Origin of the sequence: Legionella sainthelensi (assembly GCF_900637685.1) — a bacterium.
Classification (GTDB): Bacteria; Pseudomonadota; Gammaproteobacteria; order Legionellales; family Legionellaceae; genus Legionella; species Legionella sainthelensi.
In genome coordinates this window covers 899,790-915,256 of record NZ_LR134388.1, presented here as the reverse complement: position 1 = coordinate 915,256, position 15,467 = coordinate 899,790, and the positions used below count along the sequence as shown (strand labels likewise).

Genomic DNA, 15,467 nt, shown 5'->3' with positions numbered 1-15,467 from the left:
ATGCCTAATGCACCTAAAGGCTGCATTAGGTTTGGGAGTGTATGTATGAATGAAAAAGCAACTAAGTTTTTACTTACCTCGGCATACCCTGCGATTAATCCACCATGCTAATAATAATGTTGATAATACCCCTAGATAAACACCAGTATCTTTCCAATCACTTCCAACTAATTGCAATGCATCTGGGCTATGTAAAACTGAAAAAGGTATCGCAAGCAAAACATCCATAATGGCAGAACCGGCAACGAGTCCACACGCAATAAGAGTTCCCTTTTGTTTGCGAAGCACTACTTCTTCTGCAACAAGATTATTTTTTTTCAAATGCTTATTCACCAAAAGGGCAATCATACCGCCAATAAATAATGGAAAAGAAGAAGAAAGAGGTAGATACATTCCTATAGCAACGCCCAAAATAGACAAGTTTAAATAACGTCTTAATTTAAAAAAATGATTCAAGAAAATAATAAGTAAAATAATGCATGAACCAATTAACATCATCGCCCATGGCAGAGAATTTCTAAATACTGCTTCAGTAATCGCAGCCATTAATGCTGCAGTAGGTGCTGGTAACGATTGATTGATATCCATATTAGGATGAGGCATGACTCCTGCTATACCATACACTTCAAACAGTAACTGCATTACGGGCGGAATTACTAAAGAAGAAATAACCACCCCAAGCAATAACATGAGTTGCTGTTTCCACGGCGTTGCCCCAACCAACTGCCCCACTTTTAAATCTTGAGTGTTATCATTGGCAATGGCAGCAATACCTGTAACTACAGAACCAATCATAATCGTAATTGCTTCTGCTGCTTGAATTTGTTCTGTACTTAATGGAAGGGGTAACATCTGATCAATCGCAACTAGCAATAACCATGCAGCAAAAAGCATCCCAGAGATAACCACAGAACTTCCAGGGCTTGCCGTTACACCAACCATGCCCGAAAAATAGGCTGTAATAACTGAAAAAATAAATCCTATAAATAAAACATACAGTACCGCCAAGAAAATTAAGGTAGGTGAATATTGATTGTCTAATCCTACTTGACCCAGGGGTAAAACAAGTTGAAAAAATAGAAATAATATTGCGGCGAATGCGCCAATGCCTATTAAAATATAGGGTAAAGGTATATCCTTATCAATACGAGGGAGTTGCTCCATCTTGCCTTTAGAGCTAAAACTATTGAACGAGGCCCGGATATTCCTAGACAAGGGTTTAATTAACTTCAAAAAAGTCCATACCCCTGCAAACAACATAGCCCCTATCCCCATATAGCGCATTTCGCTGTTCCATAGAAAGGTTGCTGCTTGTTCAGGTGGATAATGGTTGATAAAGTCAGGGTAAATATGACTGACTATAGGTAATGCAATTAACCAAGAAATTACCGCCCCTAAAAATATACTGATAGCCATATCATGACCAACAAGATAACCGGCGCCTATCATTGTTGCAGAAAAGCCTGCACCAAGACCGAACAAAGAACGCTTTACAACAAACCAGTATCCCCAGCTATTGGCAATTATCTTAAATCCAGTTTGCAATAACTCAATAAAACCACCAAGTGCACCACCAATTAAAATGTCTTTAATGCCTGATTTTTCAACTGATGATTTTAATACCTCAGCAATGGCTCTACCTTCTGGAAATTTTAAAGACTGGTCATGGACCAAAATGCGACGTAATGGAATGGAAAATAATACACCCAAAATTCCACCACAAACTGCGATGAAAAAATTGGTAAGATAATCAAAATGATTCCAAAAACCAATAATAATTAATGCAGGAATAGTATATACAATTCCACCAGCAACCGCTTCACCAGCTGAAGCGGCTGTTTGCACGGCATTATTTTCGAGAATAGTAGAATTTTTAAAAAAGCGTAAAATTCCCATCGAAATAATTGCTGCTGGAATTGAAGCTGAAGTCAGAATCCCCAATTTCAACGCAAGATAAGCATTAGACATTGCTAACAATACTGTGAGTATTATAGCAAGTAGTATCACTCGGACGGTAAGTTCCGATACTTTTTTGTCTGCAGCTATAAAAGGTGTATCTGCCATTAACGACCCCAAACTTTATGTGCTACATCAGGCTTTAATAAAGAAGCGATTTGCGATAAAGGAACGCTTACTGTCTGCGGGCCATAGACATAAGCCGCGACTTGATACGTATCAAATATAACGTCTATCCCCTCTGACGAAAAAGACCAGATTTGGTAGTTTTTATCGGTAGGCTTGGTACCTTCTCCAATCCACTTTTTATCAGAGATATTTTTTGCCATTATTTTTTTATAACAAAAATCAGCCATGGGTTTTAAATAATCTACTTCAGGACGAAATAGCTCGGATAATTGAACTTGAGATCCATTAATAAAATTTAACGTACTGACTGTATTTGCAGGATGTGCTGCGCCTTTATGAAAAATAGAAATCATAAAACGCACACTTAAGGTATTTTTCGTTTTATAAGGCAATGAATAAGTAACATTCAAGCCTGATTTACCGGGCGCATCAGCAGAAACATCAGCATCGGATCCAACTTCTTTAAAAAAACGTTGTTTTGTTTTTTCAATAAATCCTTGTAAATCTGCATCGATACGAGGATCTTTAAATCCTTGAGGGTATTTGATATCCAAAATATAAGCAGGTGTTTCTTTTTGGACTGATGCTGGATAAATTGCATAAACAATAAAAGAACATGCCAGTAAATATAAAGATAAAACGATTTTTATTAACTTTATCATAATCTTATTCCCAATCATTTTTCTGAGAAGAAACCCATTCACCTGCTATCATCATATGATGTGGCAAAGGATAGGCAAAATAATAACACAAGGCGGCACTGTCCTCCGTAGACCACAGCACTAAATCTGCTGTCATACCAGCGGCAATTACACCTACTTCATGTTGTATTCCTAATGCTTTTGCTGCATGGCTCGTAACAGCAGCCAAAACTTCAGGAACAGTTAACGAAAAAAATTGGCAGGCCATACTCATCATTAAACGTAGTGATGCAGTTGGTGATGAGCCAGGATTACAATCAGAAGCAACAGCGATATTCACAGCAGCTTGACGCAATAAATCAACTGGAGGCTTGTGTTTTTCACGCAGAAAATAATAGGCTCCCGGAAGCAAAACAGCAACCGTGTTGGCCTCTGCCATAGCCAATGCTCCTTGAGCATCAAGAAATTCTAAATGATCACAAGACAAAGCACCAAATTCTGCTGCAAGTTTACTTGCGCCAAGATTAGACAGTTGCTCTGCATGGCATTTTAGAGGGAGATTCAATTCACGAGCAGCACTAAAAATTTGCTCCGTTTGAGCGAGCGAAAAAGCAATAGACTCGCAAAAAACATCCACAGCATCCGCTAAACTCTCTTCAGCAACAGCGGGTAACATTTCTTGACAAATCATATCAACATAGGCCTGGCTGTTTCCTTTAAATTCTGGTCCAATTGCATGCGCCCCAAGAAAGGTTTTTCTAACTCTTAAACCGGTGAGCTCACCTAAGCGTTTGGCAACGCGCAACATTTTCATTTCATTGGATAAATCTAAACCATAACCTGATTTAATCTCAACAGTAGTCACACCATCATCTCGTAGGGCTAAAATTCTGGGTAAGGATTGCTTGAGCAATTCCTCCTCAGATGCGTCACGGGTCTGTTTGACTGTTGATAATATGCCGCCACCTTTTTTAGCAATTTCAATATAGCTGATGCCAGCAAGTTTCATTTGAAATTCAGCTGAGCGATTGCCTGCATAAACTAAATGTGTATGACAATCAATGAGGCCGGGAGTAAGCAACTTGCCATAACAATCTTCTTTTTGCTTTGCTTGATGAAACTGCGGCGGTATTTGTTCTTGTGCTCCACACCACGCTATAAGACCATTTTTAATCGCTATGGCCTGTTGCATTAATTGATTTCCCTGGGCATCAATAGTCGATGCATTCAATAATAATTTATCGCAAGCAAACATTAAAAATCCCAATGAAGAACTTGATGAGGAGGTTTAAGCCAAGCCGGATGATGCTCGGTATCATATACGTCCCATTCCTTAGAGACATAAGTTTTCTTATCGATATCTAATAAAAGCCACGTCAAAAATTCAGCAACAGTATCTGGAGAAATCAAACAATTTTTATCTTTCAAACTCTGATAAAAGTCGATGCGCTCATAATCCGGATTCGCGTTACTTCGAGCTACCACCTGCATATGAGTATCGATTATTCCAGGCATAACACTTGCAAACGCAATGTCTTCAGACTCTAGCTGCCAACATTGAGTAAGCATCGATAAAGCAGCCTTAGAAACACAATAAGCGGCCCAACCTCTAATAGGAAAATAAGCTGCCCCTGAACCAATATTAAGCACTCTTCCGTTAATTAGTTTGCTGTAGAGTTTTTGTGTAAGAAAAAGAGCGGAATTCAAATTAGTATTTAGAGCATGCTGCCAATCTTTCAGTTCAACTTCTCTTAAAGGAGTTAAAGGATTTAAAGTACCCGCATTGTTTATAAGAGCATCAATATGAGGAACTTCAAGTAAATAATTTCTAATAGACTCAAGTCCTTCAGAAGTTGAAACATCAGCACGCAGATAGTGAATTTTTGCTGACATCGCTGCCGTTTCTTGCAACAACGACTCTCGACGACCAACAATTAAAACAGATTGATCACGTTTTGCCAAAGAAAAAGCTAAAGACTTCCCAATCCCGCTTCCACCGCCAGTGATTACAAACATGATATCCTCTGTACATTAATTAATGTGTGCAAATGATACCAGACATTGAATAAACTTGGCATAATTTTATGCGCGCTTGCAGCAGAAAAGAGCATCTATAGGATTAAGATTGGATTAATTCAAAAGTTCCCTGATCGGACTAAAAAGTATACCCTCATGTATAATACATGACTTTTCTCAGATTATTGCTATCGGTCGTGTGTCAATTGAGATTGGCGTAAGCATCATCTATCATCATATAGGAGAAATTTAATGTTTGAACTTCTTTCCAATTATCACCAACCCAATTCTGCACTTTGGAAAGGCAGAAAAGATACAATAAAAGCAGAGCGATTTTTTCAAAAAATTATTTTTCCCAAACAACAAACGGATCTAATCACTAAAGAAAAAAGGACAATTTTCTTAGGGTTTGCCAGTGATGCCGGAGTTAAGCGAAATCAAGGAAGACCAGGAGCAAAGTTAGGCCCTGATCACATAAAAACCCAACTGGCTAAATTACCTTGCTCTCTAGATAAGGAATTTTGGGATTTAGGAAACATTGTGTGTGAAGAAGATGAATTAGAAACTGCCCAGTCACAATTTGCACATTTGATCAGTTTTTGTCATCAACAAGGTCATCAAACCATTGCCTTAGGTGGAGGACATGAAATCGCATGGGCGCATTATCAAGGATTAGCACCTCATTACAGTAAATTAGGTATTATTAATTTTGACGCTCATTTCGATTTAAGGCCTCATCAGAAAAATCAGCCCGGCACATCAGGGACCCCTTTTTCACAAATTGCTGCTTATTGTACTGAAAACAACCAAAGCTTTAATTATTGCTGTCTTGGAATTCAAAAAATGGGGAATACGGATTCCTTGTTTCAACAAGCCCATGCACTGAATGTCCAGTACCTCACCGCCGAAGAAATTTATGCCAATAGTTTAGCTTGGCATTTAGCTTTTCTTGATGATTTCATGCTTAATCTGGATCATATATACCTAACTATATGCATGGATGTGTTAGCTGAAGCTTTTGCTCCCGGGGTGAGTGCCCCACAACCATTGGGACTTACTCCCTGGCAAGTTCTACCTCTCTTGAAATACATCATTCAAAGTGGCAAAGTAGTGAGTTTTGATATTGCTGAATTGTCGCCGCCGCTGGATCAAGAACAAAAAACTGTTAGACTAGCGGCTCTTATTATTGCAGAATTGATACATTCAATTTAAGGAGTCAGTTTCATGAAGAATACGATACTCTGGGGTGCTCTTATTACTTTAATTGGTGCTCAAGTACAAGTACACGCTGATGTTGCTCAACCAGCATCTCCATCAACACCAGCACCTAATACGCTTGCTAGTCCTCAGGCACAAACGCCTCCAGTACAGAGCCTGCCATCAGTAAGTTCGGCACAGCCTGTTCCACCTCCTGTTATCAATTGTGACTACAAAATTCCACCAGAAACAAAAAAAATTGACCAGTCACTTGTGATAACTTGGTCAGAAAAAGCGGTAACTCAAGCGTTTGACTTTGATCCCAATAAATTAGATGAACAATTACAAAAGCTAGAAGCATGTTTTACAGAACAAGGATGGACAGGTTTTAATACCGCACTCCAAAAATCAGGGAATCTGGAAGCCATCAAATCACAAAAACTTACTGTAAGTAGTCAGGTAATGGGGCAAGCTATTGTTACTGAGGCTAAAGAGAATCAATGGAAACTTAATTTACCGTTACAAGTTGTTTATCAAAATGATAAAGAAAAAGTAACCCAACTACTCAGTATTGATGTAACTATTGGTCGAAAAATAACTGGGGATTTGGGAATTATCCAAATGATTGCTGCGCCACGAAATACCGAAAAATCATCAAACCCAAATACACCAAGTACTACCCCAAGTAGCAACAGTGGAACAACTCCAGCTCCAACAACTCCAGCTCCAACAACTCCAGCTACAACAACTTCGCCCACAACAAATCCCGCATCAACTAGTACGGGGCAACCTAATTTACCAACAAACAGTCAATGATTCTCTCGACATCATTACAAGCTAAGCGATGTATCTTTGTCATCGCTGGCTAGGCATCGCAGCACTACCATTAAGCCAAGGAAAGTGCGCGTCAGGTTGTAGGTTGACCTCGACCCAACATCTGTGGCTTAACAGTCTTTGTTGGGTCGAGGCTCAACCTGCTTTTTTCCTGAGCTTAATGCAAGTGAGGTGTCGCAGCTTGTCCGGAGGGTTCAGTGTTTTAGCCCAGTGCTCATGGATTCCACGGGTAAGCCGTGGAACGCCAAAGAGTAAAACTAACCTGGGTTTTGAGGTATGTAGAAGATTCAGTGCTTGTCTGGGGTCGATCGTTTTGAGCACCTATTTACCTTAATACTTCTTGCACTTCTTCAACCAGATCGCGCCAAATAATGATTCGCACTCTTATTCCGAACTCACTAATTTACAGCCCTGTCTCGAAGCTTGAGAAAAAACCTGCGAGACTGGATATAGAGATCAGTAAAGTCTAATCAAATCCCCAAAAGAACTATGATGCTTGAGTTTTATGAACACCATTTTCATCAGGATAAGCCAAAACAATTACCTTAGTGCCAATTTGGAAAAAGTTTTCACTTAGCCATTTAGCCGCACTTGGGAAAATACGTACACACCCATGGCTTGATGGATGTTCAGGGACTTCATATGCCGCATGAATAGTATATCCTTGATAAAAATAGGTACAATAAGGCATTTTTGCACCACCTTTTGTATCTACTGGATATTCACCTGAACGGCATTCAAATCCTCTTCTGTTATAGACCTTAAACGTTCCTGTCACTGTTCTACAGGATTGGTTTGTGTTTTCCTCGCAAACATCTATTCCAGCTGAACCGCCACCAGTTAATAATCGATTTCCTTCTTCATCATATGCAGCCCATGCAGAAGCTTTAGGATCGAAAATAAATCGCCTTTCTCCAGTTGCACTAATTTTCTTGGGAAAATAATCACGGCCGCGCTTATCTTTTGTATAATGAACCGTTCTGTGAGTATAACCTGCATCATCAGTGATTAAAGTGGACTCATCATATTCAACACATGCTGTTAATCCCAGGCATAGTAACAATGCCCCAAACAACTTATTCATCTAGATTTTATCTCCAATTAATTTTAATTATGATTCCAATTTTCTGTATTTAATACGTGATGGTCTATCCGCAGCATCACCCAAACGACGTTTTCTATCCACTTCATAATCACTGTAATTTCCTTCAATAAAGGTTATTTGCGAATCCCCTTCAAAAGCCATCAAATGGGTGCAAATTCTATCCAAGAACCAGCGATCGTGGGAAATGACAATAACACAACCAGGAAAATTGAGAATCGCGTCTTCCAAAGCACGTAACGTTTCAACATCTAAATCATTGCTCGGCTCGTCAAGTAACAATACATTTCCACCACTTTTCAGTAACTTAGCCAAATGCACACGATTTCGCTCACCTCCAGAAAGTTGTGACATCTTTTTTTGCTGATCTGAACCTTTGAAATTAAAACGTCCTACGTAGGCACGCGAAGGCATTTGAAAACTACCCACTTGCATAATATCGTGTCCATCGGATATTTCCTGCCATACTGTTTTGTTAGGATCTAATTCATCACGTAACTGATCTACGTATGCTAGTTGCACTGTTTCTCCGATACGAATAACACCATTATCAGGTTCTTCTTGACCCGTAACCATTTTTAAGAAGGTTGATTTCCCTGCACCATTTGGGCCAATAATGCCTAAGACTCCTCCTTTCGGAAGTTTGAAATCAAAATTATCGATTAAAATGCGATCACCAAATGATTTAGTAATTTTTTCTCCTTCAAGGACAAGATCTCCCAATCGCTCACCAGGAGGAATATAAATTTCATTGGTTTCATTGCGTTTTTGGAATTCCTTAGAGTTCATTTCCTCAAAACGAGCAAGACGAGCTTTATTTTTAGCATGTCGTCCTTTAGGCGAAGTGCGTACCCATTCCAGCTCTGCTTTAAGAGAACGTTGGTGTGCATCTTCTTGTTTTTGTTCCATCTCTAAACGAGCTTCTTTTTGTTCAAGCCAAGAAGTATAGTTGCCTTTATACGGAATCCCTTCACCTCGGTCTAACTCTAGAATCCATTCAGCAGCATTATCCAGGAAGTATCTATCATGAGTAATTGCTACTACGGTGCCAGGAAAACCTTCAAGATAATGTTCTAACCAAGCTACAGACTCTGCATCTAAATGGTTTGTTGGCTCATCAAGCAATAGCATATCAGGGTTCGAAAGCAATAAACGACATAAGGCAACGCGACGCCGCTCCCCTCCTGATAATTTTCCAACCACCGCATCCCAATCGGGTAGTCGTAGCGCATCAGCGGCAACATCGAGCTTTCTATCTAGATCCCAACCACCACCTGCTTCAATTTCATTTTGCAATTCACCCTGCTCTCCTAGCAAAGTATTCATTTCATCATCACTCATTGGTTCAGCAAAACGCATACTGATTTCATCAAAGCGCGCAAGTTTATCTTTCATATCTTTTACGCCTTCTTCAACGACCTCACGTACCGTTTTATCCAAATGAAGTTGTGGTTCTTGTTCAAGATAACCAATTTTAATCCCTGGTTGAGGCCTAGCTTCTCCTTCATATTGTGTATCAACACCCGCCATAATACGCAATAGAGTTGATTTACCAGAGCCATTTAGACCTAAAACACCAATTTTAGCGCCAGGGAAGAAACTTAATGATATATCTTTTAAAATAAATCGTTGATTTTCAACAATCTTGCTCACACGATTCATGGTAAAAATATATTGTGACATAACTACTCCGTCTTTCTTTAAATTTGTCTGTATAACCAGGATGATGACTCAATAAATCTACCATTCAAGAATTACTTTACCTGACTGACCTGAAGCCATAATTTGAAACGCATGTTGATAGTCATCAATTGGAAAATGATGCGTTATTACTGGTGAAATATCTAAACCACTTTGCAACATAGCAATCATTTTATACCAGGTTTCAAACATTTCACGACCATAAATTCCTTTAATGACCAGCCCCTTGAAAATAACCTGATTCCAATCAATAGGTGTTTCTTGGGGAGGAATGCCTAACATTGCAACATGCCCGCCATGATTCATTACTTTCATCATGTCATTTAAAGCCATAGGATTTCCTGACATTTCAAGGCCTACATCAAATCCCTCAATCATCCCTAACTCAGCAGCTACATCGGAAAGTTTTTCATATTTGATGTTTACAGCGCGAGTAACACCCATTTTTTGTGCTAGTTTTAAACGGTAATCATTCACATCGGTAATTACTACATGACGTGCACCTATATGTCTGACTATAGCTGCGGCCATAATACCAATAGGTCCAGCGCCAGTGATCAATACATCCTCACCAACAACATCAAAAGCTAAAGCACAGTGAGTGGCATTACCGAAAGGATCTAGAATTGAAGCCTGCTCGCCAGTGATATTATCGGGAAGCACAATAACATTAGTAGCAGGTAAGGATAAATACTCCGCAAAACAACCTGGTCTATTTACGCCAACACCCAAAGTATTACGACAAAGATGCCGTTTTCCTGCGCGACAGTTTCTACAAACGCCGCAAGTGATATGACCTTCTCCTGAAACTCTTTGGCCAACACTCAGGCCTCGCACTTCCTGGCCCACAGCAACGATTTCTCCATAAAATTCATGCCCTACAGTCATAGGCACAGGAATAGTTGCTTGTGCCCATTCATCCCAGGAATAAATATGGATATCAGTGCCGCAAATTGCTGTTTTTTTCACTTTAATTAATACATCGTTAACGCCATATTCAGGCATAGCGACTTCTTCCATCCAAATTCCAGGTTCCTTTTTCGCTTTGACTAATGATTTCATGAGGTACCTCAAAATAAGATCCCCTCTACCCAATGAGAGAGGAACGCTTTACTTAATGTGGCTCAATATAAAAAATAAGGTGATTTTATATCGAACTGTTTTTAGAAACTAAATCCCATATAAAAGCGATGCATTCTTGCTAGCAGGCTCCCGTCAACAGAAGCACATGCACGCCTTTATAGCGCACTACGTTTCTTAAATAACAGAAAACTCCTTACCTACGGTTTCAAATGCAGCAATTGCTTTATCCAAATGATGCAATTCATGAGCAGCAGACATCTGCGTGCGAATTCGAGCCAGTCCTTTGGGAACTACTGGATATGAAAAACCCACTACATAAATACCCAACTCTAATAAACGATTCGCTATACGCCCGGCCAAACTCGCATCACCCAGCATTACAGGAATAATCGGGTGTTCTCCAGGAATAAGTTTAAAACCCAAACGAGTCATAGCTTCACGGAAATATTGACTGTTACGTTTCAATTTTTCTGCCCAATGGTTATTTTTCATTAAATTATCTAAAACGATGCAAGAAGTATGTGCGATAACAGGAGCTAAAGTATTTGAAAATAAATAAGGTCTAGAACGCTGACGCAGCCATTCTACTATAGTCTTATGCGCCGCCGTATAACCTCCTGACGCTCCACCTAAAGCTTTACCTAGAGTACCGGTGATGATATCAATTCGCTCACTTACTCCAAAATGCTCTGGAGTTCCACGACCTGTTTCTCCCATAAAACCCACTGCATGAGAATCATCAACCATAACCATAGCGTTATATTTATCCGCTAACTCACAAATTGCGGGAAGATTTGCCAAAATTCCATCCATAGAAAAAACACCATCTGTCGCAATCAATCGAAATCGTGCATTTTTGGCGGCAATTAATTGCTCTTCTAATGCCTTCATATCATTATTGGCATATCGATAACGTGCAGCTTTACATAAGCGTACACCATCAATAATACTGGCATGATTCAATGCATCACTGATAATAGCATCATCCTCTCCTAACAAAGTCTCAAAAAGACCTGTATTGGCATCAAAGCATGAAGAATAGAGTATCGTATCTTCTTTATTTAAAAATTGACTGACTTTCTGCTCAAGCTGCTTGTGAGGAGTTTGTGTTCCACAAATAAAACGCACTGATGCCATGCCATAACCATACTGAGCTAATGCCTTTTGTCCTTCGGTAATTAATTCTGGATCATTCGCCAAACCTAAATAGTTATTAGCGCAAAGATTTATTACTTCTTTGTGATTTACTGTGACAGCAGCTTGTTGTTGACTGGAAATAACCCGTTCGGACTTATATAAACCCTCACTCTTAAGTGTTTCTATTTCTGTTTGCAAAAAGTCAATAAATTGCTCACGCACAGTATTCTCCTAAATATTGAATTTTCGTATATTATAGCTTGGGTGCCGTGAAGAGAAACTGAAAGTCGTTCCGCTGTACTCAAACTATAAAACATGAGGAAACAACCCGCTTTCAAAATTAGGTCGTCCCATTAAAAGATGCAGATCATAACAAACTTTAAACAGAGTCACCATGAAATTTAGGATTCAAACATTATTTCTTAGCACATGAGTTTATTTTTTGCTAAGATTGGGTCCATGTTTTGAAAGTGCATTGGTCATTCGTTTCCGCCGCATTGTTTCGCAGCAAACCTGCGGAATCCAAAAATCAATCAAAAGATGGATCATGCAGGCATGTTAATTGAAACAAAACTAAAGGAAATAAACTGGCCAAATCTAAAATCTAAATAATCAACACGGTAGAACAAATGAGTTATCAAAGCGCACGCATTAATATGGTCAAACAACAACTTCGAACTGGCGATGTTTTAAACGAATCCATACTTAATTTATATGAGGTAATACTCAGACATGAGTTCGTTCCTGAACAGTTCACCCATTTTGCTTATTCGGATATGCAAATTCCCCTGAATCATGGTCAACGAATGCTTACTCCTTTAGAGGAAGGAATAATTTTGCAAGCACTTAATCTCCAAGGCCATGAAACAGTTTTGGAAGTAGGTACCGGGAGTGGCTTCTTCACTGCCCTACTCAGTAAATTGTCTAAAAAGATAATTAGTGTTGACTATTATGCTGATTTTACAGTTCAAGCAGAAAAAAAATTAAAAGCCCATCATTGCAATAATGTAGAATTAATTACAGGCGATGCCAGCCAAGGCTGGTTAGAGAAAGCTCCTTATGATGTTGTCATCTTCACCGGTGGATTAGAAAAGATTACTGAAACGGAAAAACTACAAATTCTACCTGGCGGTAAGCTATTTACCATATTAGGCAAATCTCCTGTACTACAAGGCAGACTGTATGAACTCGACCATGATGAAAATTGGCATGAATCTTTACTTTTTGAAACAAATATTCCTTTATTGATCGACAAATCAAAACCAAAAGAGTTTGTATTTTAGGAATTAGATCAAATGAAAAAATTGTTGTTCTGCTCTCTCATGACATTAGGTCTATTGCCGCAAGCATTTGCAACAGATCTGATGGATATCTATCATCAAGCTCTTGAAAATGATCCTCTATTCAAGAATGCCTATGATACTTACATGGCCAATGCAGAAGCTCTTCCGCAAGCGCGTTCAGCACTACTGCCTCAAGTTGGGATTACAGGTCAAGCAACTCGTAACTTTTTTCATGTGAATGATGGTTTTTTCACCATTCAAGACACTTATTATAACTCTAGAACATGGCAAGTTTCGGCATCACAAGCAATTTTCAATTTTCAAGCATGGTCAAAAGTACAACAAGCCAAAGCATCTGTAAAAGCAGCCCAAGCGATTTTTAATAATGCGGCTCAAGATTTGATTCTCAGAACTGCGAAGGCATATTTTGATTCACTCTATGCTCAGGACACACTCAATTTTGCTGAAGCAAAAAAAAGAGCAAACAAACGTCAATACGATCAAGCGCAACAACGTTTTCAAGTAGGGCTCGATCCTATTACCTCTGTTTATGAAGCAAAAGCAGCCTATGATCAATCGGTAGCTACCGTTATTGCTTCACGAAATAATCTAGTTAATCAAAATGAGAATTTAAGAAAACTTACCAACCATGTATACGATTCGATAGCGCCTATACGAGATGGTAAAATTCCATTAATAAAACCAGAACCCAATTATGCCGATCAATGGGTGGATACAGGACTGAAGCAAAATTATAAATTGTTGTCAGCCAAATACAATCTCGAAGTGGCACGTGAAAACGTAAAAGCTCTTTCTGCAGGCAATTGGCCTGTTATTTCAGTTCAAGGGAATACAACCGAAACATCAAATAGTTTAAATACTACAAGCGATAATAATCCCTTATTACCCGTAAACCAAAAACAATCATCTGTTGGGCTTGCTTTGAATTTTCCAGTATATCAAGGAGGTTTAGTCCGTTCTCAAACTCGCCAAGCAAAACACAATTTTCAAGCAGCAAGCGAGCAAGTCGAGCAGGCTTATCGAGAAGTAGTCGTAAACAGCCGTATTGCGTTTAATACAATCACCGATGGGATTAGTAAAGTCAAAGCGGACCGACAATCGGTTATTTCCCAGAAAAACTCATTAGACAGCACCGAAGCGCAGTTTGAAATAGGTACGCGTACGATGGTAGATGTAGTCAATGCCCAACAACGCTTATTTGAAGCTCAAAACTTACTGGCTAATGACCAATACAATTTAATTAATGCCGTTTTAACATTAAAATATCAGGCCGGAACATTAAATGCTAATGATCTGGAGCTAATAAATTCATGGTTAGAAACAACAAGGGTTAATGGATTCCCTACCACTGGAAACACCAAATAACAATTTTTATTTAACCCCACTAAATGAGTTTTCAATAATGTCCAATCCTTCTCAAATTGAAAAAAAATTGCTTCATTACACAGGTAAAGCCATTGCAGATTTTAATATGATCCAACGAGGCGATCGGGTTATGGTTTGTCTATCAGGGGGCAAAGACTCTTTTACCTTACTTACCATTCTCAATCAATTGCGTCGTCGTTCAGGTAATAAATTTGAACTTTTCTCGTTTACTCTCGATCAAGCACAACCTGGCTGGAATGATTCAGCGTTACGTCAATGGCTTAAAGAACGTTCGATTCCGCATGAAATCTTGACTCGTGATACCTACAGCATCGTTAAAGAAAAAATCCCCGAAGGCAAAACCTATTGTTCTTTGTGTTCGCGACTACGACGGGGCATTATTTATCGTTATGCGGAAGAAAATGGTTTTAACAAAATTGCTCTCGGCCATCATCGAGATGATTTGGTACGAACCTTAATGATGTCCATTTTATATAATGGCGATATTCGATCTATGCCGCCTAAATTACTCAGTGATAACAAAAAACACATTGTCATTCGCCCTTTATGCTACGTCCAAGAAAAAGACATCATTACGTATGCACAAGAACAAGCGTATCCTATTATTCCATGCAATCTTTGCGGTTCCCAAGAAAATTTAATGCGTAAAAAAGTAGCTCGAGTAATTGATCAACTTGCGGAAGAAAACCCCAAAGTTCCTAGTAACATCCTTCATGCCCTACAAAGCATCAAACCGAGTCAGCTTATGGACCAAAATATGTGGAATTTTAGAAATCTGGAACATGAATTAATAATTAATCAGGTAACTAACGCCAGTGAAGTTTTCAGCTCAGAAGAATTTGACACTGTAGATGAATAGAGTTTGGTGGCAATTCAAATAAATTAAAAGCTCCCGTACATTTAGAGTTCTGTATAAATAAAGAAAATTTTTTATAAGGAACTCAGCCTCTTCTCCTCTCCATTTTTTTAAATATTTCTTAC

General features: G+C 39.0%; 13 protein-coding genes. 5 read left to right on the top strand and 8 right to left on the bottom strand.

Translation table 11 applies throughout. The features are described from left to right. Positions 1-69: 69 nt before the first annotated feature. From EL220_RS04030 to EL220_RS04015, 4 genes are read right to left on the bottom strand one after another with little or no spacing between them, the layout of a single operon-like run. Positions 70-2,064, bottom strand: a complete 1,995-nt coding sequence (locus EL220_RS04030) for an OPT family oligopeptide transporter (protein WP_027271011.1) — start codon at positions 2,062-2,064, stop codon at positions 70-72. After that, complete coding sequence (locus tag EL220_RS04025; protein ID WP_027271012.1) at positions 2,064-2,747, bottom strand: DUF3298 and DUF4163 domain-containing protein; 684 nt, start codon at positions 2,745-2,747, stop codon at positions 2,064-2,066. Before EL220_RS04025 ends, EL220_RS04030 begins: the two co-directional genes overlap by 1 nt. A 4-nt stretch (positions 2,748-2,751) precedes the next feature. After that, positions 2,752-3,981: an imidazolonepropionase gene (gene hutI, locus EL220_RS04020; protein WP_027271013.1), complete on the bottom strand. Its 1,230-nt coding sequence runs from the start codon at positions 3,979-3,981 to the stop codon at positions 2,752-2,754. Continuing rightward, entirely contained in the window at positions 3,981-4,742 is a 762-nt protein-coding gene (locus EL220_RS04015; RefSeq protein WP_027271014.1) for an SDR family NAD(P)-dependent oxidoreductase, read from the bottom strand. Before EL220_RS04015 ends, hutI begins: the two co-directional genes overlap by 1 nt. Before the next feature lie 252 nt (positions 4,743-4,994). On the opposite strand from EL220_RS04015, the gene hutG reads away from it, so the two are divergent. Together hutG and EL220_RS04005 are read left to right on the top strand one after the other, a co-directional pair. Then, the gene (gene hutG / locus EL220_RS04010) at positions 4,995-5,954 is read left to right on the top strand and encodes a formimidoylglutamase (RefSeq protein ID WP_027271015.1); all 960 of its coding nucleotides are present in this window, start codon (positions 4,995-4,997) and stop codon (positions 5,952-5,954) included. Positions 5,955-5,966: 12 nt separating this feature from the next. Beyond that, positions 5,967-6,755: a DotI/IcmL family type IV secretion protein gene (locus EL220_RS04005; protein ID WP_027271016.1), complete on the top strand. Its 789-nt coding sequence runs from the start codon at positions 5,967-5,969 to the stop codon at positions 6,753-6,755. Positions 6,756-7,260: 505 nt separating this feature from the next. On the opposite strand, the gene EL220_RS04000 is transcribed toward EL220_RS04005, so the two are convergent. The 4 genes from EL220_RS04000 to EL220_RS03985 form a co-directional block, all read right to left on the bottom strand. After that, entirely contained in the window at positions 7,261-7,857 is a 597-nt protein-coding gene (locus EL220_RS04000; RefSeq protein ID WP_027271017.1) for a L,D-transpeptidase, read from the bottom strand. A gap of 27 nt (positions 7,858-7,884) precedes the next feature. Further along, positions 7,885-9,558 carry an energy-dependent translational throttle protein EttA gene (gene ettA / locus EL220_RS03995; RefSeq protein WP_027271018.1) on the bottom strand — a complete coding sequence of 558 codons (1,674 nt, stop codon included), beginning with the start codon at positions 9,556-9,558 and terminating at the stop codon, positions 7,885-7,887. Positions 9,559-9,615: 57 nt separating this feature from the next. Continuing rightward, a complete protein-coding gene (gene tdh, locus EL220_RS03990) occupies positions 9,616-10,638 on the bottom strand; it encodes an L-threonine 3-dehydrogenase (RefSeq protein ID WP_027271019.1) in 1,023 nt (340 codons plus the stop codon). A gap of 195 nt (positions 10,639-10,833) precedes the next feature. After that, positions 10,834-12,018: a glycine C-acetyltransferase gene (locus tag EL220_RS03985; protein ID WP_027271020.1), complete on the bottom strand. Its 1,185-nt coding sequence runs from the start codon at positions 12,016-12,018 to the stop codon at positions 10,834-10,836. Positions 12,019-12,425: 407 nt separating this feature from the next. Between EL220_RS03985 and EL220_RS03980 the strand changes: the two genes are divergently transcribed. The 3 genes from EL220_RS03980 to ttcA are packed head-to-tail and all read left to right on the top strand — an operon-like array spanning position 12,426 to position 15,345. Continuing rightward, entirely contained in the window at positions 12,426-13,079 is a 654-nt protein-coding gene (locus tag EL220_RS03980) for a protein-L-isoaspartate O-methyltransferase family protein (RefSeq protein WP_027271021.1), read from the top strand. Positions 13,080-13,091: 12 nt separating this feature from the next. Further along, on the top strand, positions 13,092-14,465 hold the full coding sequence (locus tag EL220_RS03975; protein ID WP_027271022.1) for a TolC family outer membrane protein: 1,374 nt from the start codon (positions 13,092-13,094) through the stop codon (positions 14,463-14,465). Between the two features lie 37 nt (positions 14,466-14,502). Then, entirely contained in the window at positions 14,503-15,345 is an 843-nt protein-coding gene (ttcA, locus tag EL220_RS03970) for a tRNA 2-thiocytidine(32) synthetase TtcA (protein ID WP_035906031.1), read from the top strand. Positions 15,346-15,467 lie beyond the last annotated feature (122 nt).